Annotated in this window: 14 protein-coding genes and 1 pseudogene; 8 read left to right on the top strand and 7 right to left on the bottom strand. The window is 54.9% G+C overall.

Annotation, left to right across the window (positions count from 1 at the left end):
• The 3 genes from mdtC to ACLW56_RS03320 are packed head-to-tail and all read right to left on the bottom strand — an operon-like array spanning nt 1 to nt 7442.
• On the bottom strand, nt 1-3078 hold the full coding sequence (gene mdtC, locus ACLW56_RS03330) for a multidrug efflux RND transporter permease subunit MdtC (protein ID WP_330982404.1): 3078 nt from the start codon (nt 3076-3078) through the stop codon (nt 1-3).
• Entirely contained in the window at nt 3079-6201 is a 3123-nt protein-coding gene (locus ACLW56_RS03325; protein WP_330982403.1) for an MdtB/MuxB family multidrug efflux RND transporter permease subunit, read from the bottom strand. It abuts the gene before it with no gap.
• Nucleotides 6201-7442 carry an MdtA/MuxA family multidrug efflux RND transporter periplasmic adaptor subunit gene (locus ACLW56_RS03320; RefSeq protein WP_330982402.1) on the bottom strand — a complete coding sequence of 414 codons (1242 nt, stop codon included), beginning with the start codon at nt 7440-7442 and terminating at the stop codon, nt 6201-6203. Before ACLW56_RS03320 ends, ACLW56_RS03325 begins: the two co-directional genes overlap by 1 nt.
• 291 nt (nt 7443-7733) lie before the next feature.
• Here ACLW56_RS03320 and ACLW56_RS03315 point away from each other — a divergent pair, with 291 nt between their 5' ends.
• Nucleotides 7734-7793, top strand: a complete 60-nt coding sequence (locus ACLW56_RS03315; protein WP_108418456.1) for a type I toxin-antitoxin system Ibs family toxin — start codon at nt 7734-7736, stop codon at nt 7791-7793.
• 100 nt (nt 7794-7893) lie between these two features.
• Here ACLW56_RS03315 and yegD read toward each other — a convergent pair whose 3' ends face one another.
• Complete coding sequence (yegD, locus tag ACLW56_RS03310) at nt 7894-9246, bottom strand: molecular chaperone (RefSeq protein WP_330982401.1); 1353 nt, start codon at nt 9244-9246, stop codon at nt 7894-7896.
• Between the two features lie 135 nt (nt 9247-9381).
• Between yegD and alkA the strand changes: the two genes are divergently transcribed.
• Nucleotides 9382-10224 (top strand): DNA-3-methyladenine glycosylase 2, encoded by an 843-nt coding sequence (gene alkA, locus ACLW56_RS03305; protein ID WP_330982400.1) that lies wholly within the window; start codon nt 9382-9384, stop codon nt 10222-10224.
• Here alkA and ACLW56_RS03300 read toward each other — a convergent pair.
• Together ACLW56_RS03300 and ACLW56_RS03295 are read right to left on the bottom strand one after the other, a co-directional pair.
• The gene (locus ACLW56_RS03300; protein ID WP_330982399.1) at nt 10221-11468 is read right to left on the bottom strand and encodes an MFS transporter; all 1248 of its coding nucleotides are present in this window, start codon (nt 11466-11468) and stop codon (nt 10221-10223) included. The genes alkA and ACLW56_RS03300 overlap by 4 nt on opposite strands.
• Before the next feature lie 219 nt (nt 11469-11687).
• Nucleotides 11688-15011 carry a diguanylate cyclase gene (locus ACLW56_RS03295; protein WP_330982398.1) on the bottom strand — a complete coding sequence of 1108 codons (3324 nt, stop codon included), beginning with the start codon at nt 15009-15011 and terminating at the stop codon, nt 11688-11690.
• Nucleotides 15012-15353: 342 nt separating this feature from the next.
• Between ACLW56_RS03295 and udk the strand changes: the two genes are divergently transcribed.
• From udk to asmA, 3 genes are all read left to right on the top strand, one after another.
• Entirely contained in the window at nt 15354-15995 is a 642-nt protein-coding gene (gene udk / locus ACLW56_RS03290) for a uridine kinase (RefSeq protein ID WP_312627665.1), read from the top strand.
• A 72-nt stretch (nt 15996-16067) separates the two neighbouring features.
• On the top strand, nt 16068-16649 hold the full coding sequence (gene dcd / locus ACLW56_RS03285; protein ID WP_330982397.1) for a dCTP deaminase: 582 nt from the start codon (nt 16068-16070) through the stop codon (nt 16647-16649).
• Between the two features lie 24 nt (nt 16650-16673).
• Nucleotides 16674-18521 (top strand): outer membrane assembly protein AsmA, encoded by a 1848-nt coding sequence (gene asmA, locus ACLW56_RS03280; protein WP_330982396.1) that lies wholly within the window; start codon nt 16674-16676, stop codon nt 18519-18521.
• Nucleotides 18522-18627: 106 nt separating this feature from the next.
• Here asmA and ACLW56_RS03275 read toward each other — a convergent pair.
• Nucleotides 18628-18828 (bottom strand): annotated as a pseudogene (locus ACLW56_RS03275) (transporter associated domain-containing protein); the annotation flags it as partial.
• Nucleotides 18829-19521: 693 nt separating this feature from the next.
• Here ACLW56_RS03275 and ACLW56_RS03270 point away from each other — a divergent pair.
• Genes ACLW56_RS03270 through wzc form a run of 3 tightly spaced genes read left to right on the top strand, consistent with a single transcriptional unit; the run spans nt 19522 to nt 23269 of the window.
• Nucleotides 19522-20655: a polysaccharide export protein gene (locus ACLW56_RS03270; protein WP_330982395.1), complete on the top strand. Its 1134-nt coding sequence runs from the start codon at nt 19522-19524 to the stop codon at nt 20653-20655.
• 5 nt (nt 20656-20660) lie between these two features.
• Nucleotides 20661-21104, top strand: coding sequence for a low molecular weight protein-tyrosine-phosphatase Wzb (gene wzb / locus ACLW56_RS03265; protein WP_330982394.1), 444 nt, complete (start codon nt 20661-20663; stop codon nt 21102-21104).
• A 2-nt stretch (nt 21105-21106) separates the two neighbouring features.
• Nucleotides 21107-23269, top strand: coding sequence for a tyrosine-protein kinase Wzc (wzc, locus tag ACLW56_RS03260; RefSeq protein WP_330982393.1), 2163 nt, complete (start codon nt 21107-21109; stop codon nt 23267-23269).
• Nucleotides 23270-23309: the final 40 nt, after the last annotated feature.

Below are 23309 nucleotides of genomic sequence, written 5' to 3'. Positions count from 1 at the left end.
TTACTCAATCACCGTTTGACGAGATTTACGCGTAAACCGCAACCGCAGGCGGTCGAAGAACAGATACACCACCGGCGTGGTGTACAGCGTCAGCAGTTGGCTCATCACCAGACCGCCGACAATCGTAATGCCGAGCGGTTGGCGTAATTCAGACCCATCGCCCCCGGAAAGCACCAGTGGCAGAGCGCCAAACAGGGCGGCGAGGGTGGTCATCATGATCGGGCGGAAACGCAGCAGGCAGGCCTGGAAAATGGCTTCTTCCGGCGGCAGATTGCCGTTGCGCTGCGCCTCAAGGGCGAAATCGACCATCATGATCGCATTCTTCTTCACAATGCCTATCAGCAACATGATGCCGATTAAGGCAATCAGGCTGAACGGCGCGCCGAACAGTTCCAGCGCCAGCAAGGCACCCACGCCAGCGGAAGGCAGCGTCGAGAGGATGGTCAGCGGGTGAACATAGCTCTCATAAAGAATGCCGAGCACGATGTAGACCGTCGCAATCGCCGCGATAATCAGGATCACCTGCGAGTTCATGGTTTGCTGGAACACCTGCGCGGTGCCGGCAAAACTGCCGCGGATGGTTTGCGGCACGCCAAGCTGCGTCATGGTGCGGTCAATCACCGCGCTTGCTTCCGACAGCGATTTTCCGGTCGGCAAGTTGAATGAGATGGTTGAGGCCGCAGAAAGCCCTTGATGGTTCACCGACAGCGGCGCGTTGGCCGGTTGCCATTTCGCAAAGTAAGAGAGCGGGATGGCCTTGCCTTCGCTGTTGATGACAAACATCTGGTTCAGCGCGCTGATGTCCTGGGTATACACCGGGTCGACTTCCATCACCACTTTGTACTGGTTCAGCGGCTGATAGATGGTCGAAATCTGCCGTTGACCAAAGGCATTGTTCAGCAGGCTGTTCGCGGCTTCAACGTTAATCCCCAGCCGCGCCATGGTTTCGCGGTCATAGACTAAATCCATCTCCGCACCGTTGTCCTGTTGGTCCGAGTTCACGTCAGCGAGTTCGGGCAGCTTCGACAGCGCGGTGGTGATTTTTGGCGTCCATTCGCGTAAATCCGCCAGATTGTCCGAAAGCAGGGTGTACTGATACCCGGCATTGGCCTGACGGCCGCCGACGCGAATATCCTGCACCGCCATTAAGAACAGGTTTGCGCCGGGTTCTTTAGCGAGTTTTTTACGCAGACGGTCAATGACCTGCTGGGCCGTTTCGTTACGTTCACTGCGCGGCTTGAGGGTGATAAACATCATCCCGCTGTTCACGCGCGAGCCGCCGGTAAAGCCGGTAACGTTATCCACGGCTTTGTCTTCACGAATGATTTTCATGAAGTCCTGCAGCTTGCCGCGCATCGCCTGGAAAGAAATGCTCTGATCGGCCTGAATATTGCCCATCACCACGCCGGTGTCCTGTTCGGGGAAGAACGTTTTCGGAATGGAAATGTACAGCCAGACATTAAGCGCGATGGTGGCGAGCAACACCACACCGACCAGCCGTGCGTGGTTGAGCACCCATTTCAGCGATTTGCCATAGCCTTGCTGCATGCCGACCAGCAGCTTGCCGAAACCCCGATTACGCGTCGGTTGATGCGGACGGGAAGATTTCAGCATCCAGCCGCACATCATTGGCGTGAGCGTGAGCGATACCGCCAGTGAAATCCCAATCGCTACCGAAAGCGTCACGGCAAACTCGCGCAGTAAACGGCCGGGCAGACCGCCCATCAGCAATAACGGCAGGAAAACGGCGACCAGTGAAACGCTCATCGACAGCACGGTAAACCCGACCTCACGGCTACCCTGAAGCGCCGCCTGCAACGGTTTCATCCCTGCTTCCAGATGGCGTGAAATGTTCTCCAGCACCACAATCGCATCATCGACCACAAAGCCGGTGGCGATGGTCAACGCCATCAACGACAGGTTATTGAGACTGAAGCCGCAGAGATACATGGCGGCAAACGTGCCGATAAGCGATACCGGTACGGCAACGGCAGGAATAATCGTGGCTCGGCCTGAACGCAGGAACAAAAAGACCACCAGGATCACCAGCGCGACGGAGATGATCAGCGTTTGTTCCACCTCATCGAGTGAGGCGCGAATGGTCGGGGAACGATCCTGAGCAATCTGCAGATCAATTGAGGCCGGGATGGTCTCTTTCAGGTCCGGTAATTTGGCGCGGATAGCATCGACGGTCTGGATGATGTTGGCTTCCGGCAGCTTGCGGATCATCAGCAAAATCGCCGGCTTGGCGTTGGTCATCCCCGCGTTGCGCACGTCCTGCACGGAGTCGATGACGTTCGCGACATCGCTCAGGCGAACGGCGGAACCGTTGTTGTAATGAATAATCAGCGGCTTATATTCTGCTGCCGTTTTCAGCTCGTCATTGGTGGCGAGCTGCCAGCGCTGAGAACTGCTTTCAATCGCACCCTGAGGATTACGTACGTTGGCACTGGTGATGGCTGAACGCACATCGTCGAGCGATACGCCCTGGTTAAACAGCGCCTGAGGATTTAAATCAACACGAACCGCGGGCAGAGAACTGCCGCCCACATCGACATCGCCCACGCCGTCAATCTGGGAAAGGGTTTGCGCCAGCTGTGTGGACGCAAAATCATACAGCTCGCCCTGCGAATAAGTATCCGAGGTGAGCGTCAGGATCATTATTGGCGCATCTGACGGGTTCGCTTTGCGATAGGTTGGGCGGCTTGGCATTCCTGTCGGCAACAAGCTTTGAGCTGCATTGATAGCTGCCTGTACGTCACGAGCAGCGCCGTTGATATCGCGATCAAAATCGAACTGCAAGATGATGCGCGTGCTGCCAAGGGAACTCATCGATGTCATTTCGTTGACCCCGGCGATGCGACCCAGAGAGCGTTCCAGCGGCGTTGCCACCGAAGAAGCCATGGTTTCTGGTGAAGCGCCTGGCAGAGAGGCGCTGATCATGATCACCGGATAATCCACCTGCGGCAACGGAGCCACCGGCAACAGCCGGAAGCCCAGTACGCCGCACAGGGTGATGGCAAGCGAGATTAAAATCGTCGCCACCGGGCGGTAAATGAAGAGGGCATAAAACTTCACTTACGCCTCCTCTTCACGCGACGGCAGTCTGCTTTTCAGGTACAGCGACAGACGGTCGAACAGCAGATAAATCACCGGGGTGGTAAACAGCGTTAACACCTGGCTGACCAGCAAACCCCCGACCATACCAATGCCTAATGGACGGCGTAATTCTGCGCCAACCCCGGTACTCAGCATTAACGGCAGTGCACCCAAAAGTGCTGCCAGCGTGGTCATCAGAATCGGACGGAAACGCAGCAAGCAAGCCTGATAGATGGCTTCGCGCGGCGGCATGCCCTGTTCGCGTTCTGCGGCAAGCGCAAAGTCGATCATCATGATGGCGTTCTTTTTCACGATGCCGATAAGCAGAATGATGCCGATGATAGCGATAACGTCCAGTTCACTGCCGGAAACCCACAGCGCCAGCAATGCGCCGACGCCTGCGGTTGGCAGTGTTGAGAGAATGGTAATGGGGTGGATAAAGCTTTCGTACAAAATGCCGAGCACGATATACATCGCCACCACAGCAGCCACAACCAACCAGACGGTGCTGCCCAGCGCGGCCTGGAACGCCAGTGAACTGCCCTGGAATTCAGTACGAATATCTACCGGCAGGTTCAGCGTTTTTTCTGCATCCATGATCGCCTGCACCGCATCGCCGAGTGAGGAATCCTGCGCCACGTTAAAGGAAATGGTGGTCACCGGGAACTGGTCGAGGTGGTTGATGGACAGTGGCGTGAAGCGTTCTTCCACTTTGGCGATGGCGTTGAGCGGCACGATACCGCCGCTGCTGCTGGTGATGCGGATGTTATCCAGCGCCGACAGCCCCGGCGTTTCGCTGGTGTCATGTTCCAGCACCACGCGATACTGGTTCGACTGCGTATAAATGGTCGAAATCAGACGCTGACCAAAGGCGTTGTACAGCGCGTTATCGACATCCGCCATGCTAATGCCCAGACGGCTGGCGCTGTCGCGGTCGACGTTCACGTAAGCCGCAAGGCCTTTGTCCTGCCAGTCGCTGCTGACGTCTTCCAGTTGTGGCAAGGTTTGCAGTTTCGCCATCAGTTGCGGCACCCATTCGCTCAGCGCATCCAGCGAGTTAGCCTGCAGGCTGAACTGATACTGTGTGCGGCTGACAGTGGTGTCGATGGTCAAGTCTTGCGTCGGTTGCAGGTAAAGCTCGATGCCTGGCACCCTGTCGACGGCATGTTGCAGACGACGAATCACCTTCTGCACGCGGTCGTCACGGTCAGAAAGCGGTTTAAGATTGATTTGCAGTCGGGCGCTGTTCAGCGCCGGGTTGGTGCCGTCCACGCCGACAAACGAAGTCAGGCTTTCAACCGCCGGGTCTTTCAGGATGATCTCAGAAACCTGCTCCTGACGCTGCGCCATGCTGGCGAACGAGGCCGATTGTGGTGCCTGAAGCGTGCCCTGAATAATGCCGTTGTCCTGAATCGGGAAGAAGCCTTTGGGAATAAAGACCCACAGCAGAATCGACAGCGCCAGCGTGCTCAGCGCCACGCCCAGCGTCAGCCACGGGTGATTCAGCACTTTGGCGAGCATTCGGCCATAGGCGGCAATGACCCGCTCAAAAAAGCGTTCGCTGGCACGCGAGAAACGGTTCTGTTTACGCAGCGATTCGTGGCTCAGCATGCGGGCGCACATCATCGGCGTCAGGGTGAGCGAGACGATGGCGGATATCAGGATCGCCACCGCCAGCGTTATCGCAAACTCACGGAACAAGCGACCAACGATATCGCCCATAAACAGCAGCGGGATCAGCACCGCAATCAGCGAGAAGGTGAGCGAGATAATGGTGAAGCCGATTTCGCCAGCGCCTTTCAGTGCCGCCGCCATCGGTTTCTCGCCTTTTTCGATATAGCGCGAGATGTTCTCAATCACCACGATCGCATCATCGACCACGAAGCCGGTGGCGATGGTTAACGCCATCAACGTCAGGTTGTTGATCGAGAAATCGAGGAACACCATCACCGCAAAGGTGCCGACCAGTGACAGCGGCACGGCGACGCCGGGAATAATGGTCGCCGGGATGTTACGCAGGAAAACGTAGATGATCATCACCACCAGGGCGATCGCCAGCATCAGTTCGAACTGTGTGTCGCTGACGGACGCGCGGATGTTGTTGGTGCGGTCAGACAGCACTTTGACCTGCACGGATTTCGGCAGGCTGCTGGTGAGCTGCGGCAACATCTGACGGATGCTGTCAGCGGTGGCGATGATGTTGGCCCCAGGCTGACGCTGGACGTTCATCACAATCGCCTGCTGCTTATTAGCCCACGCACCAAGCCAGCTGTTTTCAGCGCCTTGCTCGATAGTTGCCACAGCGCCAAGCCGCACGGGCGCACCATTCTGATAAGCAATAATCAGGTTGCGATACTCTTCGGCGGACTGCATCTGATCGTTAGCAGACAGCGTAACCGCGCGGGTAGGGCCGTCGAGACTGCCTTTTGCCGAGTTAACGTTGGCGTTGGTGATCGCTGTGCGGACAGTTTCACTGGTAAGACCCAACGCGGCGATGGCCTGAGCATTGAGTTTTACGCGAACGGCAGGGCGTTGACCGCCCGCCAGCGTGACGAGGCCGACACCAGAGACTTGCGAAATTTTCTGCGCGACACGCGTTTCTACCATGTCTTCAACCTGCGTCATCGGCAGGGCGCTGGAGGTGACAGCCAGGGTCATGATTGGCGGGTCCGCCGGGTTCACTTTGCTGTAGACCGGCGGGTTCGGTAAATCACTCGGCAACAGGTTGGTGGCGGCGTTAATCGCGGCCTGCACTTCCTGCTCAGCGACATCCAGCGACAGCTCAAGCTGGAACTGCAACGTCACGACGGACGCGCCGCCTGCACTTTGGGAAGACATCTGTTTCAGGCCAGACATCTGCCCAAACTGGCGTTCAAGCGGGGCGGTGATGGATGAAGTCACCACATCCGGGCTGGCACCAGGGTAGAGCGTAACCACCTGAATGGTCGGGTAATCCACTTCGGGAAGGGCAGAGACAGGCAGAAAACGGTAGCCGATGATCCCCGCCAGCAAAATGGCTATCATCATCAGCGTGGTGGCAACCGGACGCAGAATAAACAGGCGGGACGGGCCGCCTGTGTTGCCAGGAGGTAAGACTTGCATCAGGAGCGAGCTCCTTTTTTACCGCTCTGTTCTGCGGCAGGTTTTTCCGCTGCGGCGCTATGCGCTTCGACAACTTCGACCTTCGCGCCTTCGGTCAGACGGTCAATCCCGTCGGTTACTACTTTGTCACCCGCGGAAAGCCCTGCATTAATAACGACTTTCTGGCTGTCCTGAATGCCCGCTACCACGATGTGTTTGCTGACTTTGTTTTCATCGTTCAGCACCCAGACAAAGTTGCCTTCATTACCCATTTGTAAAGCGGCGGTGGGGATCACAACGGCATTTTGCTCGGTGTCGACTAACATCCGCGCGTTAACGAACTGATTCGGGAACAGCGCGTCGTCCTGATTATCGAAGCGTGCTTTCAGCTTGATGGTGCCTGTGGTGGCGTCAATCTGGTTATCGAGGCTTAACAGCGAACCGCTGCTGAGCTTCTGTTTGTTGGTGCGATCCCAGGCTTCGACCGTCAGGCTTTTCCCCGCTTTCTGGGCTTGCACGACAGTGGCGATGTCATTCTCCGGCAGCGTGAATACCAGATCGATAGGGTGGGTTTGGGTCAGCACCACAATACCGGTGGTGTCGCTGCTGGAAATCTGGTTGCCGATATCGACCTGTTTCAGGCCGACACGTCCGTCAATCGGCGCGGTGATGCGCGTCCAGTCTAACTGCAACTGAGCGCTGGCGACGGCGGCTTCATCCGCTTTGACGGTGCCTAAACTTTCGGTGACCAGAGATTGTTGGGTGTCCATTTCCTGACGTGACACCAGGTTGGTTTTGACCAGTTGCTGGTAACGAGACAAATCCCGACGGGCATTGGCGAGCGTGGCGTTGTCTTTCGCTAACTGGCCCTGTGCCTGAGCCAGGGCAACTTTAAACTGGCTGGGATCGATTTCTGCGAGTAAATCGCCTGCTTTCACCTGCTGACCTTCCTGGAAATGCAGCGCTAAAAGCTGACCATCGACGCGACTGCGTACTGTGACGGTATTAGCAGCGGTGATTGTCCCGAGTCCGGTCAGATAGCGCGGGACGGCCTCGCTGGTGGCGGTGGCTGCCTGAACAGGCGCAAGCGCCCCGCTAAAGCGCCCACCATGACGGCCTCCGCCTGCTTTAGGCGCCTGAGTCGTGGCGGTGGATGCACCGTTATCAGACGCACCGCGACTGTGCCAGTAAAACACCGCGGCACCCGCCACAACCACGACACCCAGCGCTAGTAACCAGCGCGATTTATTGCTGCCTTTCATCGTTATACGTATCTCGTCCTGAAACCTTTCACCGAATGATACTAGTTTAGTAACGGAACCCCCCGGAATAATGGAGGAAATATGAAAGACTGTCTGGAAACGTCTGAATGCCTGGGTGTTTTACGAGGCTCCTCGTAAAAGCGGATGAAAAGTAAGCGGGTTTGAAAGTGGCGAGGTAAAGTCATCGCCAGCCGCATTCATGCTGAATGTCTGGCTGATAAGGAAGTTAGCAAGGGGCTAAAACAGGAAAGCCCCTCCTGACGAAGGGGCTTGATAAAAGGAAAAAGGGTTATGATGAAGTTAGTCATCATACTGGTCATTCTCTTAGTGATTAGCCTACCAGCTTACTAAGAGACCAGAGGGGGGAGAAATCCCTCCTCGCCCTTTACCCTTTACGTTAGGTTGAAAAAGCAGCGAAGTCAATCCTCGCTTTTCGAGCAGGATCGCGATTTCAGGCAAAAAGAGTCTGCGCCCAGCGAGCCAGACCTGCCGTTACAGAACCAAAGTCATCGCCACCGGCAATCTCAATCCCCGGCAACTGCTGGGCTAACGCTTTTTTGATCAACGGTGAACGCGCGCTACCGCCTGTCAGGTAAATCACGTCAGGTTTTTCCTGGCCATTATCCAGCGCCAGTTGCACTTGCTCAAGAATGCGGGTCAGAGGCTGATTCAACGCGTTTTCGAGGCCCATCAGATCAATATCCGCCGCCAGAGTCGGGCTAAGGAACGGCAGAGTCGTGGTGATTTCGGTCTTGTCGGAGAGGGCGATTTTGCTCTCTTCCGCACTGCGAACCAGACGATAGCTCAGACGCTGTTGCCACGTTTTCAGCAGCAACGTAACTTTGTCGGTCTCGCGCGCATCACGCACCAGAGCCCGTAACATTCGGCCATTCGCCGTGCTGTAGAAATCCGTTTGTGCCGGAACATCGTTTATCGCCACTGCGTTCCACCACGGCAGCACCGGCAGGGCAATCCCTTTTTCTGTTTCGCCCCCCATGCCGAGTAAAGGCATAAGGCATTTAAAAGCCAGCGCAATATCCAGATCGTTACCACCCACGCGACAGCCGCTGTGTCCAAGAAGGCTGCCTTCGCGATCGCGACGCGAACGCCATTGCGGGCCCATCAGCAGCAGGGAGCAGTCGGTCGTTCCGCCACCGATATCGACGACCAGCACACGTTTTTCCTGCGTGAGTGTCGCTTCGAAATCGAGGCCTGCAGCGACAGGTTCGTACTGGAACACCACATCGCGGAAACCGGCGCGCATTGCCGCTCGCTCCAGAATACCTTGTGCCTGGTCGTTGGCGTCGTCACCGCCCAGTCCCTGAAAGTTGATCGGGCGGCCAATCACAGCTTGAGTGATGGCTTCAGGCAGTTGAGCTTCGGCCTGCTGCTTGATATGCAACATCATGGCGCAGACCAAATCTTCGAACAGCGCAACCTGCTGCGGCTTCAGGCCGCTGGCACCCAGGAACGATTTCGGGGATTTAACGAAGTAAACCTCTTCCGGGTCATCAATGTACTGACGCAATGACGAGAGGCCGAACTGCACGCTGTTACGCTGCACGTCGATATCTTCATCGCGGTTATAGCGGATAGCGCGGCGCAACAGGGCCTCTGTTTCATCCCCGGTCGCAGGCACATCGTGTTGGCGATAAAGCCATTCGCTGACCGCTTCGCGCGTCGGGGCGCACAGCATTGAGGGCAGCAAGGTGCTGCCGTTTTCCAGCGTTAAAAGCTGAGGCGAATCGCCCTTCATGACGGCAACTGAACAGTTAGCTGTTCCGTAGTCAAAACCAATAAACACCTTAAAATTCCCCATGCCAGTGAAGAAAGGGCGACGACTTTAGCCGAATGTGGCCTGGGCGACAAGTCACAATATGAAAGCAAGGCGAGAAAGGCACGAAGCGGTTATCCTGTAGTGACTTACCGAGGAGAAACAATGTTGAGTTTAGCCTGGCAGCCCCCGTATGACTGGGCCTGGATGTTTGGTTTTCTTGAAGGCCGTACCGTTGAGGGCGTTGAACGTTTCGAAGGCGACACCTATGTTCGCTCGTTCGCGCTGGGGCCACATCGCGGCATTATCCGGGCCACGCCGAACCCTGAAACGTCAACGCTGGCGGTGAGTTTGTCCGAAGGATTATTGCCGGTAAAAGAGCAGTGTCTCGCGAAACTGGAGCAACTTTTCGATTTACGCTGTGACCCGCAGCAGATTTCTATGGCGCTTGGTGAGTTGGCCGCGGCAAGGCCGGGGTTACGCCTGCCTGGCTGTGTTGACCCTTTCGAGCAGGGCGTCAGGGCGATTTTGGGCCAACTGGTTAGCGTTGCGATGGCCGCCAAACTCACCAGCCGGGTGGCGAAATTGTACGGTACACCGCTTGAGGAAGCGCCAGATATGGTGTGTTTCCCCACGCCGGAACAGATCGCAGTGGCCGACCCACTGGCGCTGAAAGCATTGGGTATGCCGGTTAAAAGGGCGGAATCACTGATTCATCTGGCACAGGCGGCACTCTCCGGGGCGCTTCCTTTGCTGCCACCCGACAATGTGGAAGCGGCGATGAAACATCTGCAAACCTTCCCGGGCATTGGCCGCTGGACAGCCAATTACTTTGCCCTGCGCGGCTGGCAGGCGAAAGACGTGTTCCTGCCAGACGATTATCTGATTAAGCAGCGTTTTGCCGGCATGACGCCCGCGCAAATCCGTCGCTATGCCGAACGCTGGCAACCCTGGCGTTCCTACGCGTTGCTGCACATCTGGTATAGCGACGGTTTTCAGCCTGACTAATGCGTGTGCTGTTCCCGGGCAGAACCCTGAGGCTGATGCCCGGAGATAACCACGCCACGCGTTTCTCGACCAAAAGCGACGAACAGACAAATCAGAATGGCCACCGTACCGGCCACTAACGCCATCGCCATGCCATAGTTTCCGCCATTCGCTTCCGCTATACGCGACTGCAGCGTGGCATTCACCGAGGCCAGCAAATTCCCTAACTGATAAACGAACCCCGGCAGCACCGCGCGAGCATTCGCCGGAACCAGTTCGTTAAGATAGGTTGGCACCACGCCCCACGCGCCCTGAACCATAAACTGCATCAGGAAGGCGCCCAGCCCGATATTGAACGAGCCGGTTGAAAACGCCCACAGTGGCAACACGGGCAGCGCCAGGAAAGCGGCAATGATCATCGCTTTTTTACGGCCAATTTTTTCCGATACCGTGCCAAAGAAGATGCCGCCCAGCATCGCGGCGATGTTATAGCTGATAGCAATCAGGCTCACGGTGTGCGGGTCAAATCCGTGCTGCACTTTCAGGAAGGTGGGGTAGAGATCTTGCGTGCCGTGGCTGAAGAAATTGAAGCACGCCATCAGCAATACCAGATAGAGGCACAGTTTCCAGTGGCTGCGTAACACCGGCAGCAGGGAAGTGCTTTCTTTACGCTCGCGAGCGGCCAGCCATACCGGGGATTCCGGCACTTTGAACCAGATGTAGGGCAGCAGGAAAACAGGCAGGGCGCCTATCAGGAACATCCCACGCCAACCGACGGTCGAGTAAAACAGGCCAAAGACGATCGACGCCAAAAGATACCCACAGGGATAGCCTGCCTGAAAAATCCCTGACATCAGCCCACGGGAACGATCCGGAATGGTTTCCATCGCCAGTGACGACGCCACGCCCCAAATCCCGCCCATCGCTATCCCATACAGCACTCGCAAGACCAGGAATGTCGCAAAGGTCGGCGACCAGGCCGACAGCAGTTCGAAGATGCTAAAGAACAGAATGTTGAGCATCAGAACAGGGCGACGGCCAAATTTTTCCGCCATACGCCCAAATACCAACGCCCCAATGGGGCGGACGGCGAGCGTCAGCATAATGGCTATCGACACCTCAGAGACCGAGGCATGAAACCAGTTGGCGAGGTCACTTAACACAAAGACCAGAATGAAGAAATCGAAGGCGTCGAGCATCCAGCTTGAAAAACTGGCGACAGCGACGTGTTTTTGAGTAGCAGTCCAGCTAAAAGGTGAGGTCATAATCATTGTCCTGAGAAAACAGTACGTCAGACGACCGGGGCAATCAGGTGGTGTGCGGGCAAGAAGTTCGACAGTGCCTGTCGCCGGGGAAGGATTGTTTGTTAATCATTTGTATATTACATGTAAAGATAAATTGGTTAGCAGGATAATGGTTAGATTTTGTAAATCGCAGGAGGAGTTAAAACGGCAAGGCCCGCCGCGACAGCGACGGGCAGGGGATCAGTTGATAGCGAAATAACTGGTGCTGAGCATTAGCTCAAGCGGTTGGCTGTGGGCAATGGTGTCGCCGTAGAGTAAATCCACGCCGATACCGGAGAGCGTGTCCATCATCAGAGCCTGGTTCGACGGCCCGGCGATAGTCTTCATCCCAAGACGCTGAGCGTGCCCTTGCACAATGGTGACCATCATTTCGTCCATCAGGCTTGCGTGGACATTCCCGATAATCTCCGGATCAAGCATGATGTAGTCTGCAGTTCCTGCCGTGATAGGGTCGAACAACTCCAGATCCTGTCCAACCTGGCTGAGGATAATTTTGCAGCCTGCTTTTCTGAGCTGGGCCAGACCTTCCGCAACGCCAGATTGCATCAGGCTGTCGGCGGCAATCACCAGATACAGCAAACGGGCCGGCATGCCGCTTTCGTTCAATCCGTCGAGCAACTCTTGCACCAGCGTTGGGCTCGTCAGGCCTGAAGCGGAAAGTGGCAAGGTGATGCTTATCCCGCGGGCCGCAACGCTACTTGCCCAGCGGTTGAAAAATTCCTGATACACACGGCGGTCCAGTGCGTGAATGAGTTCCGGGTCGGCTAGCCCTTTGCGGAAAGCTTGTTCTTCCACCATCTCGCCTTCGCTGGTCCATAAGCGCAACGACAGCAACCAGAAATTACTGGCCTCCGGTACGCGAGGGGAGGCGACGCCACGTGCCATTAGTACCAGGTGGTTGTCTTTAATCATGTGCCATTGTTCGTCTAACGACATCATGCTGCGCTGCTGATGCAGTCGGTCCTGCTGGGGTTCATAAACGCTGACAATGCCGCGTCCGTTATTTTTCGAGGTGTAACAGGCGATATCCGCCTGTGACATCACTTCAGAAACCAGATTGTTGCTTTCGTCAATCAACGTTATCCCGGCGCTGGCCCCGATGCGGTGCAAGCGGCCTTCCCACATAAAGTGGTAGTCGTTGATGGCCTGAATGATTCGCCCGGAAATATAACGAGCGCTTTCCACATTGCAATCCGGCAGCAGCAGCCCGAACTCATCGCCGCCAAGACGGGCGAGCACGTCGCTGGTACGCAGCATACTGAGCATCATTGCCGAGAGTTCACGCAGCAGCGCATCGCCCGCCGCATGGCCTGCGGTATCGTTCACCGCTTTGAAGCGGTCGAGATCGATAAACACCAGCGCATGACGCTGATGGGTTTCCTGTACGGTCTGCAGCAGGCGCTTGAGGTGGTTTTCAAAACTGACGCGGTTAGCCAGATGGGTCAGTGCGTCGTGAGAGGCGCTGTAGCTAAGCTGGCGCAGCATTTTACGGGATTCAGTAACATCCTGAATAACCAGTACCGAACCGATATTTTGCCCGTCGAGGGTGCTGAGCGGCGTGATCGTGTAGTGAATATCGTAGCTGCCGCCGTTGCGACAGTGTAACACCACGTCCTGTTCGATATCCGTGCGTGACATATCGCCGCTGTGGATGTTCTCCATCAGCGGGCCGTTATCGCCAAAGGTGATGCGCAGGACGTTGAGCAGCGGCTGTTTCATCGCCTGCTCCTGAGTCCAGCCGCTCATTTTCTCGGCGACCGGATTCATAAAGATGACGTTCATGTCGACATCCGTACACAGCACCGCTTCGCCGATGGAGTCGAGCGTGATATGCAGACGCTCCTTCTCCTGGAACAGGGCTTCGTTGAGCTGTTTCACCTCGGTCATGTCCATATTGATGCCGAGCAGGCGCTCCACTTCGCCTTGTTTATTCAACACCCGGTTAGCCAGCGAGCGAATATGCCGGATGCCTTCTTTCACCTGAATACGGAACTCAAGTTTGAACGGGGAACGGGCGCTGAGAGCGTTGCGGATAACGCGTTCCGCCTGCTCACGATCTTCTTCCAGCAGGCAATTGTGCCAAAGCTGCCACGTCGGTTTGATGTGTGAAGGGATCTCATACAACTCAAACATGCGCTTATCCCAGGAGATAAGGTTTGGCTCAAGCTCCCACTCCCAGATGCCGATCCCGCCTGCTTCGTTGGCGAGCGTAATGCGCTCCATCAGGCGCTTGTTCACCCATTCGGTGTGCTTCAGATCGTTGATGTCTTCAATCTGGGCAATGAAATAGAGCGGGGTGCCGTCGGCGTGACGCACCAGCGAGACCGCCAGCAGCGCCCAGATAACATCGCCTTTGCGATTGTAGTAACGCTTCTCCATGGTGTAGGTGTTGATTTCACCGTTCATCAGTTGCTCAAGCTGCGCCAGATCGTTCTCCAGGTCTTCCGGCCAGGTCAGCTGCTGGAAGGTCATGTTGCGCAGTTCATTCTGAGAATACCCCAGGAACTTGCACAGCGCCTTGTTGGCCTGCAACCATTGGCCTTCGGTATCGACCAGCGCCATGCCGATAGCGGAATACTCCATGGCGTTACGGAACCGTTCTTCACTTTCGGTAATGTGTTTCCGCTCTGCGCGGAAGGCGTACATTACCATGGTCATCACGTTGGCAGGCAACAGCATCATCAGGAACGGCAGCCACGGCGCATTGCTGAGCGCGAAAGCCTGAGGGGTGTTCAGCGGCACAGGATTGGTCACCATCATCAGCGACACCATCATGATGGTGATCAGGAATACGGCGAAGGCTTCCATCCTCGGCAGGCGGACGGCGCTCCATATCAGCAGAACGATAATGCAGGTGAATGGCCATGGTAGCCAGAGCATCGCCATCGCACTCAACGCGAGCGTCACAGCCAGCGTCAGTAACGTTTCTAACAGCAGGCGAGAATTACGGTGACGGTTAAGGTAGTGGTTTTTGTACAGCAGGCCCAGTGGCACCAATGCCAGCGCGCCAATCGCTTCCGATAACACCCACACCAGCACGGTATGCAGCCAGTTATCACCCGGGAAGAAGATCATCACCAGCGCACCGCCTACTAAGGGCGGTACCACCGCACTGGCCATCGCCAGACGAACCCAGTCATGCAGATTTTGCAGCGGATTATAGCTGGGCAAGAATTTACGCAGTAACAGTGCACCGATGACCGCCTCGACCAGGTTTATTGAGGTAAAAATGACGTTCAGCGAGCTGGCAGGGAACAGCAGCAGTGAGGCCAGAATGTTTCCCAGCGAACAGACAATCGCGATGGCCGGCCACATCTTTCCGGCATGACGATAAAACGCGACCATCATGATCGAGGTCGGGAACCAGACCGGTGCCAGAATAGTTCCAAAACGCGTCAATTCGAGCGAGAAAAGGGTGAAAATGAATGTCAGTAGCCCAAGGCTGACCATACGCAATAAAGGATGAGTGGGTGTACCGGACGCTCGTTTTTCAGGTATCTTCATTAACCGCTTCCGCCAGGGCTTTCCCGCGAGGAATGTGCGAGGAACTGGCCTGAATTCATTAGGATGATAAATGGGATCATGCTAGTACAAACGATTTACATTTCCTATGGCATCTGTTCATTAATTTAACAGCATTGAGAGATTAATGAGCGAAGCGGGACAAAAATCGCCTTAACAGTCGGAAAAGTGAGCATCTTAATTTGGCAAGAGTCACTTTTTGCGCCAACTCGCGTGAATGTTGTTTTCGACTGGTATCGCAAGGGGGAAATCCCTATAATTGCCGCGTTTGGCGCTCTGGCGCCACCCTTCCTCTCATCCAGGTTAATCAGGTCGCAAAAATTTATGACTGATAAGTCTCATCAGTGCGTCATTATAGGCATCGCCGGCGCATCGGCTTCGGGTAAAAGTCTCATCTCCAGCACGCTTTACCGCGAATTACGTGAACAGGTTGGTGATGAGCACATTGGCGTGATCCCTGAAGACAGCTATTACAAAGACCAAAGTCATCTGTCGATGGAAGACCGTGTCAAAACCAACTATGACCATCCGAGCGCAATGGACCACAGCTTGCTGTATCAGCACCTGCAAATGCTGAAGCGCGGCGAAGCGATTGAACTGCCGGTGTACAGCTATGTGGAACATACCCGCATGCCGCAGACGGTCCATATCAAGCCGAAGAAAGTCATTATTCTCGAAGGGATTTTGCTGCTGACGGATGCCCGTCTGCGCGAAGAGATGAACTTTTCTATTTTCGTTGACACCCCGCTGGACATCTGTCTGATGCGTCGTATCAAACGTGATGTCAATGAACGCGGCCGTTCAATGGATTCGGTGATGGCCCAGTACCAGAAAACGGTTCGCCCCATGTTCCTGCAGTTTATTGAACCGTCAAAACAGTACGCGGATATTATTGTCCCGCGCGGCGGTAAAAACCGCATCGCGATTGATATCCTCAAGGCCAAAATCAGTCAGTTTTTTGAATAATTCCCCTGAATTAGGTACTGTGCAGTGATGGCCCGGCATCAGCCGGGCATGATGCATCAAAGGAGATAGCGCATGCGTCTGTGTGACCGAGATATTGAAGCCTGGCTGGATGAAGGCCGTCTGGCGATTTCCCCTCGTCCTCCTGTCGAGCGTATTAACGGCGCCACGGTTGACGTCCGCCTCGGGAATAAATTCCGGACGTTCAGCGGACACACCGCGGCGTTTATCGACCTTAGCGGCCCCAAAGCGGAAGTGAGCGCGGCGCTCGACAAAGTCATGAGCGAAGAAATAGTGCTGGCCGAAGGCGAAGCTTTCTACCTGCATCCGGGTGAACTGGCGCTGGCCGTCACATTAGAATCTGTCACCATTCCAGCCGATCTCGTCGGTTGGCTGGATGGCCGTTCTTCCCTCGCGCGTCTGGGCCTGATGGTTCACGTCACCGCGCACCGCATCGATCCAGGCTGGTCTGGCTGCATCGTGCTGGAATTCTATAACTCGGGCAAGCTGCCGCTGGCGCTGCGTCCGGGCATGCTCATCGGTGCCCTCAGTTTTGAACCGCTGTCCGGCCCGGCAGCGCGTCCTTACAACCGCCGCGAAGACGCAAAATACCGCGATCAGCAAGGTGCGGTTGCCAGCCGTATCGACAAAGACTGACGTGGCGCAGAGGCCGGAGAAACCATGAGACGTTTGCTGACAACGCTGATGATCCTGCTGGTGGTGATTGTCGCTGGTCTTTCGGCGCTGGTGCTGCTGGTGAATCCGAATGATTTTCGTGATTACCTGGTGCGTCAGGTTGCTGAACGCAGTGACTATCAGCTCAAGCTTGATGGCCCCCTGCGCTGGCACGTCTGGCCGCAGCTCAGCATCCTTTCGGGGCGCATGACGCTCACCGAGCCTGGTGCACAAGCGCCACTGGTGAAAGCGGATAACATGCGCCTCGATGTCGCATTGCTCCCGCTGCTTTCTCATCAGCTGCAGGTTAAGCAGGTGATGCTTAAAGGCGCGGTCATTGAACTGACGCCACAAACCGAAGCGGTTAAAGATACTCAGGCCCCTGTAGCTCCGCGTGAAAATACGCTGCCTCAGGCACCGGAAGACAAAGGCTGGTCTTTTGACATCTCACGTTTGCAGGTGGCTGATAGCGTGCTGGTTTTCCAGCATGAAGGCGACGAGCAGATCACAGTTCGTGATATCAAGCTGCAAATGGAGCAGGACGATCATTATCAGGCGACCGTTGAATTCTCCGGGCGTGTTAATCGCGATCAGCGCGATCTGAATCTCTCCTTTAATGCTCAGGTGGATGCCGGTGACTATCCGCACCAGCTTACGGCAACGCTTGAAAACGTGACCTGGCAATTGCAGGGCGCGGATTTGCCGAGCCAGGGCATTGCAGGGCAGGGCTCTCTGCAAGCGAAATGGCAGGAAGACCAGAAAACATTGAGCTTCAGCAATCTGCAACTGACCGCCAATGACAGCTCACTGGGCGGTGCGGGTAGCGTGACGCTTGCGGATAAACCTGTCTGGCAGCTCAATCTTCGCTCCGACAAGTTGAACCTGGATAATCTGTTGTCCGAGGCAAGCCCGGCGGATAACACCAGCGCCAGTCAGCAAGGGCAAAGCCAGCCGCGTCAACAGCGTCCGATCATTGCTGAAGGCAATTCAAAGCCCGACTACAGCAGTCTGCGCGGTTACAGCGCTGATATTAGCCTTGCGGCGAACCAAATCCTTTGGCGAGGGATGAACTTCACCGGCGTTGATGTTCAGGCCAGCAATGATTTTGGTTTGCTGAAAGTGGCGAAGCTGCAAGGCAAGCTCGATGCAGGCACGATGTCGCTGCCGGGCTCTTTGGATGCACGCGGTGATACACCGGTGTCCGAATTTGCGCCGAAGCTCGACAATATCGAAATTGGCACCCTGCTGAAGGCCTTTGATTATCCTATCGATCTGACCGGTAAGCTGTCGTTAACAGGCAATTTCAGCGGCGATAAAATTGATGCGGATAATTTCCGCCGAAGCTGGCAGGGCGATGCCCAACTTCAACTCAAGGATTCGCGAGCAGAAGGGCTGAACTTCCAGCAGCTGGTGCAACAAGCCGTTGAGCGCAGCACCAACGTGAAGGCCAAAGAGAATTACGACAGCGCCACCCGTCTGGATAACTTCGAGACCGCCATGACGCTAGACCAGGGGCAAATGAAGCTCAGCGAAATGTCCGGCAGTTCTGCCATGATCTCTCTGGATGGGCAGGGCGCACTCGATTTGCTCAAAGAAGAAGCCGATGTTCGCTTCAACGTTCGTGTGCTTGAAGGCTGGCAGGGCGAAAGTAAGCTGATTGACACCCTGAAGAAAACGGCCATCCCGCTGCGTGTTTATGGCAAATGGACGGCGCTCAATTACAGCCTGCAAGTGGATCAGGTGTTACGTAATCAACTGCAGAATGAAGCGAAAGACCGCCTGAAAGCCTGGGCTGATAAAAATCAGAACAGCCAGAGCGGGAAAGACCTGAAGAAGTTTTTAGAGAAAATGTAATCAACCTTCACGCCGGGTGTTGTTGTCCGGCGGCGCTTCGCTTGCGCGGGCCTACAAAACCTAAAATGTAGGCCCGGTAAGGCGAAAGCCGCCACCGGGCATCCCATCAAACTTCGTAATTCAACGCATCCTCTTCCTGCACCGGCGGGATAATCTGCACTCTCTGCACACGGTGATTTTCAACGCTCAGCACCTTCAATGTGAACCCGTCAATCTCCACTGTTTCACCCGCAGTTGGAATACGCTGGAGATGTTCCATCAGCAAGCCCGCAATGGTGTGAGATTCACGTTTCTCATCCAGAGGAATGGATCGGCAATCCATTCCATATGTCATTTAACACCTTCAGCAATATGGCTAATATCACAATAAGATCATGGATAATGAGAAGTAAAATTGCAATATAGGCTGAGGATAATCTTAAAATGAATTTTTTATCAGTCAGAATATATCCTTATTGTTTCTGGGATGAATTATTTTGTTTTTTTAATTCATAAATCTGTTTTTTGATGATTGAGCAATATCCCTTATTGTCAATATAAAGAAAATCCTAAAAATAAGTGTGCATTCTTAATCTTTATCCGAAAAATGCCGCTGGTATCCAAGGGTTCCTTGTCTGATATAGATATTGCTGCAACAATTCGATAGCATAAATGAATATTGTCTGGTCTTTTTTTGCTTAATAAATGAGGTTCTCTCAAAGAAAAGCTATGCGGTATGTATGGTGAAAGCTCCGCTATGGCTCTGGTCATCAAATCGACAATAATTTCATGATTAAACAGTGAATTGGTAACTGAAAGCCAAGGGCGGTAGCGTGCCCGAAGGCCATTAATCAGCCTCGATTATTCTGTCAACATGCTGACATGTGAATAAAATTTTTTAGGAATGATGCCAGTTATATTTCGTTTCGGTTAACGGCATGCTCAATGTAAATGACTGGAATGCATTCCGGTTTGTTTTATTCGCACAGGATCATTTCTCTGCCAAAGTGATAAATAATCAATGATGAAATCCCAACTGAAATTGATGCCATTATTGGTGTCTGCAATCCTGATGAGTGGTTGTACTGTCCTTCCCGGCAGCAATATGTCTACCTACGGTAAAGATGTGATTAAGCAGCAGGATGCTGATTTTGACATCGACCGGATGGTGAATGTTTATCCGCTGACCCCGCGACTGATTGAACAATTGCGACCACGTCCAAACGTAGCGCAACCGAATGTGTCGCTGGATCAGGAGTTAAGCAATTATCAGTATCGTGTCGGCGCAGGCGACGTGTTGAGCGTCACCGTTTGGGATCACCCGGAACTGACGACACCCGCCGGGCAATATCGCAGTTCAAGCGATACCGGTAACTGGGTTCAGCCGGACGGTTCGATTTTCTATCCCTACATTGGGCGAGTGCAGGTGGCGGGCAAAACGCTGTCTGAAATCCGTAGCGTGATCACCGGCCGCCTGGCAGCTTACATCACAGACCCGCAGGTCGACGTCAACGTTGCTGCCTTCCGTTCTCAGAAAGCCTATGTTTCCGGGCAGGTGAATAAATCCGGCCAGCAGGCCATTACCAACGTCCCGCTGACTGTACTGGATGCGATTAACTCCGCGGGCGGCATGACCGATCTGGCTGACTGGCGCAACGTGGTGCTGACGCACAACGGGAAGGAAGAGCGTATTTCGCTGCAGGCGCTGATGCAAAACGGCGACCTGAGCCAGAACCGCCTGTTGTATCCGGGCGACATTCTGTTCGTGCCGCGCAATGACGACCTGAAAGTGTTCGTGATGGGCGAAGTGAAGAAACAAAGCACCCTCAAAATGGACTTCAGCGGCATGACGCTGACCGAGGCGCTGGGCCAGGCCGAAGGCATCGATATGACCACCTCGAACGCCAGCGGCATCTTTGTGATTCGTCCACTGAAGGACGACAAGAGCGGCAAGATTGCCAACGTTTATCAGCTTGATATGTCTGATGCGACTTCGCTGGTCATGGCAACCAACTTCACGCTGCAGCCGTATGACGTGGTGTATGTCACCACCGCACCGGTCGCACGCTGGAACCGCCTGATCAACCAACTGTTGCCGACCATCAGTGGCGTTCGCTACATGACGGATACGGCGAAAGATATCCATACCTGGTAACCATTATGTTCAACAAAATTCTGGTGGTATGCGTCGGCAATATCTGCCGCTCCCCCACGGCGGAGCGGCTGCTGAGAAACTATCTTCCGTCGGTCAATGTGGCGTCAGCCGGGCTCGGTGCGCTGGTGGGTAAAGGGGCAGACGACGCTGCGGCAAGCGTTGCCGCAGTCCATAACATTTCCCTGGACGGGCACAGCGCCCGTCAAATCACCGGCAAGATGTGTCGTGAATACGATCTCATTCTGACCATGGAAAAACGCCACATTGCCCGTCTGTGCGAACTCGCGCCGGAAATGCGCGGCAAAGTGATGCTGTTTGGTCACTGGGATGATGAACGCGAAATCCCCGATCCGTATCGCAAAAGTCGCGACGCCTTTGAAGCGGTTTACCACTTACTCGATCAGTCTGCCCAACAGTGGGCGCAGGCACTGAAAGTACAGCAGGGATAACAATGACAGATAACGTAAAATCAGCGAATCCGCACGCTGTCGGCAGTGATGAAATCGACATTGGCCGCCTGGTCGGCACGGTGGTTGAGGCGAAATGGTGGGTGCTCGGCATCACCGCGCTGTTCGCCGCCGCAGCCGTCATTTATACGCTGTTTGCCACACCGATATACAGCGCCGATGCGCTGGTGCAAATCGAGCAGGATACCAGCAGCTCGCTGGTGCAAGACATCAACTCGGCGCTGAACAGCAAGCCGCCTGCTTCTGAAGCAGAAATGCAGCTGATTCAGTCCCGCATGGTGCTGGGAAAAACCGTCGACGATCTCAACCTTGATATCGCGGTAACGAAAAATACCTTCCCGATTTTTGGTACAGGTTGGGAACGCTTGATGGGCCGCGCAAATGAGAGCGTGGCGGTCGATACCTTCACGTTGCCAGCAGGCATGCACGATCAAACGTTCACTCTTGAAGTACTGGGGCCGCAAAGTTACCAGTTGACCAGCGACGGCGGTTTTTCCGCACGCGGCACCGTAGGGCAAATGCTAACGAAATCTGGTGTGAGCATGCTGGTGAGCGCCGTTCACGCGCAGGAAGGCGGTGAATTCACGGTCACCAAATATTCCACGCTCGGCATGATTAACACCCTGCAAAACAACCTGACCGTAACGGAAAACGGGAAAGACACTGGTGTGTTAAGCCTGACGTATACCGGGGAAGACAAAGATCAGATTCGTCAGATCCTCAACAGCATCGCGCAAAACTACCTGGCGCAAAACGTGGAACGTAAATCAGAAGAAGCCTCGCGCAGCCTGAAATTCCTGGCGAAGCAGCTGCCGGAAGTGCGTACTCACCTGGATGACGCAGAGAACAAACTCAACGCCTATCGCCAACAGAAAGACTCGGTGGACATGTCGCTGGAAGCCAAGTCGGTGCTGGATTCGATGGTCAACATTGACGCGCAGCTGAACCAGTTGACCTTCAGCGAAGCTGAGATCTCTAAGCTTTACACCAGGCGTCACCCGGCTTATCGCACCCTGCTGGAGAAGCGCCGCACCCTGGAAGACGAGAAGGCGAACCTCAACAAACGCATTACCGCGATGCCTGAAACCCAGCAGGAAATCGTGCGCCTGACCCGCGATGTGGAATCCGGCCAGCAGGTGTACATGCAGTTGCTGAACAAACAGCAGGAGCTGAAAATTCAGGAAGCGAGCACCGTCGGCGATGTGCGTATTGTTGACTCTGCCATTACCCAACCGGGCGTGCTGAAACCGAAGAAAGCGCTGATTATTCTTGGCGGCATCATTCTGGGCCTGATGCTTTCTATTCTTGGGGCACTGCTGCGCTCGCTGTTCAACCGTGGCATCGAGTCGCCACAGGTGCTGGAAGATCACGGCATCAATGTGTACGCCAGCATCCCGTTGTCGGAGTGGCAGAAGAAACGCGATCAGGTCAAAACCGTTAAAGGCATCAAGCGTTACAAACAGACCCAACTGTTGGCGATGGGTAACCCGACGGACCTGGCTATCGAAGCGGTGCGTAGTCTGCGTACCAGCCTGCACTTTGCCATGATGCAGGCCAGCAATAACGTGTTGATGATGACCGGGGTCAGCCCGTCTATCGGTAAAACGTTTGTCTGCGCCAACCTGGCGGCGGTGATTAGCCAGACGGGTAAACGCGTGTTGCTGATCGACTGCGATATGCGTAAAGGCTACACCCACGAACTGCTGGGGACGACCAACGAAAACGGCCTGTCGGAAGTGTTAGTCGGCAAAGCGGACATCGCCACCTGCGCCAAACGCACCTCGATGACTAACTTCGATCTGGTGACGCGCGGGCAGGTACCGCCGAATCCTTCAGAATTGTTGATGAGCGACCGTTTCAAGGTCCTGCTGAAATGGGCAAGTAACGAGTATGACCTGGTGCTGATTGATACCCCGCCGATTCTGGCCGTGACCGATGCTGCCATTGTGGGGCGTCATGTCGGTGCCACGCTGATGGTAGCGCGTTATGCGGTGAACACCCTGAAAGAAGTGGAAACCAGCCTCAGCCGCTTCGAGCAGAACGGTATCCACGTGAAGGGCGTGATCCTCAACTCTATCTTCCGCCGTGCGACCGGGTATCAGGATTACGGTTACTACGAGTACGAATACAAGTCTGACAGTAAATAACGCTTAGTCCAAACCCCTCACCCTAGCCCTCTCCCCCAAG

Origin of the sequence: Pantoea sp. sgz302252, assembly GCF_047713085.1 — a bacterium.
GTDB lineage: Bacteria > Pseudomonadota > Gammaproteobacteria > Enterobacterales > Enterobacteriaceae > Scandinavium.
Note: the sequence above shows the minus strand (reverse complement) of the source record. Positions and strands in the feature narration are given on the sequence as shown.

Excerpts from the sequence above, each read along its gene's own strand:
- ACLW56_RS03325 (WP_330982403.1), bottom strand. The coding sequence starts at position 6,201 with ATGCAAGTCTTACCTCCTGGCAACACAGGCGGCCCGTCCCGCCTGTTT.
- dcd (WP_330982397.1), top strand. The coding sequence starts at position 16,068 with ATGCGTCTGTGTGACCGAGATATTGAAGCCTGGCTGGATGAAGGCCGT.
- ACLW56_RS03270 (WP_330982395.1), top strand. The coding sequence starts at position 19,522 with ATGATGAAATCCCAACTGAAATTGATGCCATTATTGGTGTCTGCAATC.
- wzb (WP_330982394.1), top strand. The coding sequence starts at position 20,661 with ATGTTCAACAAAATTCTGGTGGTATGCGTCGGCAATATCTGCCGCTCC.
- wzc (WP_330982393.1), top strand. The coding sequence starts at position 21,107 with ATGACAGATAACGTAAAATCAGCGAATCCGCACGCTGTCGGCAGTGAT.
- alkA (WP_330982400.1), top strand. The coding sequence starts at position 9,382 with ATGTTGAGTTTAGCCTGGCAGCCCCCGTATGACTGGGCCTGGATGTTT.
- ACLW56_RS03295 (WP_330982398.1), bottom strand. The coding sequence starts at position 15,011 with ATGAAGATACCTGAAAAACGAGCGTCCGGTACACCCACTCATCCTTTA.
- ACLW56_RS03300 (WP_330982399.1), bottom strand. The coding sequence starts at position 11,468 with ATGACCTCACCTTTTAGCTGGACTGCTACTCAAAAACACGTCGCTGTC.
- ACLW56_RS03320 (WP_330982402.1), bottom strand. The coding sequence starts at position 7,442 with ATGAAAGGCAGCAATAAATCGCGCTGGTTACTAGCGCTGGGTGTCGTG.
- udk (WP_312627665.1), top strand. The coding sequence starts at position 15,354 with ATGACTGATAAGTCTCATCAGTGCGTCATTATAGGCATCGCCGGCGCA.
- asmA (WP_330982396.1), top strand. The coding sequence starts at position 16,674 with ATGAGACGTTTGCTGACAACGCTGATGATCCTGCTGGTGGTGATTGTC.